Source organism: Pseudomonas tumuqii, from assembly GCF_013184545.1.
GTDB classification, from domain to species: Bacteria; Pseudomonadota; Gammaproteobacteria; order Pseudomonadales; family Pseudomonadaceae; genus Aquipseudomonas; species Aquipseudomonas tumuqii.
The window spans coordinates 1-1,192 of sequence record NZ_JAAOJA010000051.1; the positions used below are offsets into that span (position 1 = coordinate 1).

A 1,192-nucleotide genomic window follows, 5' to 3' on the forward strand; every position below is an offset into this window, starting at 1 on the left:
GGATCCTCTGAAGTAGCCATGCATTTCTGGCTGACTTCAGCTGCTGCTGATTTTAAAAGCGGCAAATCGACCAAAAACGCTCAGATCACCCGCTCATTTCTGTGTTTTTAGCCGCCGCGAGCACCTCGCGGTAGCCATTTCCCGCATTACAGGCGCACCTCTCCTGCATTCGTCAGTAAATGTCTGCGCGCCATCCACAGGTTCGACAGCGCGAACAGTGTCACCAGTTGCGCCGTGTTCTTCGCCAGACCACGGAACCGCGTCTTCACATAACCGAACTGGCGCTTGATCACTCTGAATGGGTGTTCGACCTTGGCCCGAACCTGCGCCTTGGCCTTCTCGATCTTGCGTTTGGCTTTGTATAGAGCGCTACGCTTACCCAGTTTCTTGTAGGTGCTGCGGCGTGCCGCCACCTGCCAAATAACCTTCCGGCCATCATGCTCCGGACGCTTTTCGACACCGGTATAGCCCGCATCGGCTCCCACCATGTTTTCCTCACCGTGCAACAGCTTGTCGACTTGGGTGATATCCGCCACGTTGGCCGCCGTGCCCACCACGCTGTGCACCAGGCCGGACTCGACGTCCACGCCGATATGGGCCTTCATGCCGAAGTAGTACTGCTGGCCTTTCTTGGTCTGGTGCATTTCCGGGTCGCGCTTACCGTCCTTGTTCTTGGTCGAACTCGGCGCATTGATCAGCGTGGCATCGACAATCGTGCCTTGGCGCAGCGACAACCCTCGGTCGCCCAGGTAGCCATTAATCACGGCCAGGATGCCCGCGGCCAGCTCGTGTTTCTCCAGCAAGCGACGGAAGTTGAGGATGGTGGTTTCATCAGGGATGCGCTCCAGGCTCAGCCCAGCAAACTGGCGCAGGATGGTGGTTTCGTACAGCGCCTCTTCCATCGCCGGATCGCTGTAACCGAACCAGTTCTGCATCAGGTGCACTCGCAGCATCGCCATCAACGGATACGCCGGACGACCACCTTGACCCTTCGGATAATGCGGCTCGATCAAGGCGATTAAGCCCTTCCACGGCACCACCCGATCCATCTCGATCAGGAACAACTCTTTGCGGGTCTGCTTGCGCTTGCCTGCGTACTCGGCGTCGGCGAAGGTCATCTGCTTCATCGGAAAACTCAGCGGGTGGAATCCGGGTATTTTGCCAAAATCAGGAAGTCTTCTTCAGAGTTTCC

1 protein-coding gene is annotated in these 1,192 nt (G+C 57.5%); it reads right to left on the reverse strand.

Annotated elements, in window-relative coordinates; genetic code table 11:
* Window positions 1-146: 146 nt before the first annotated feature.
* Window positions 147-1,127, reverse strand: a complete 981-nt coding sequence (locus tag G9C89_RS24890; protein WP_172153379.1) for an IS5 family transposase — start codon at window positions 1,125-1,127, stop codon at window positions 147-149.
* Between the last annotated feature and the right edge of the window lie 65 nt (window positions 1,128-1,192).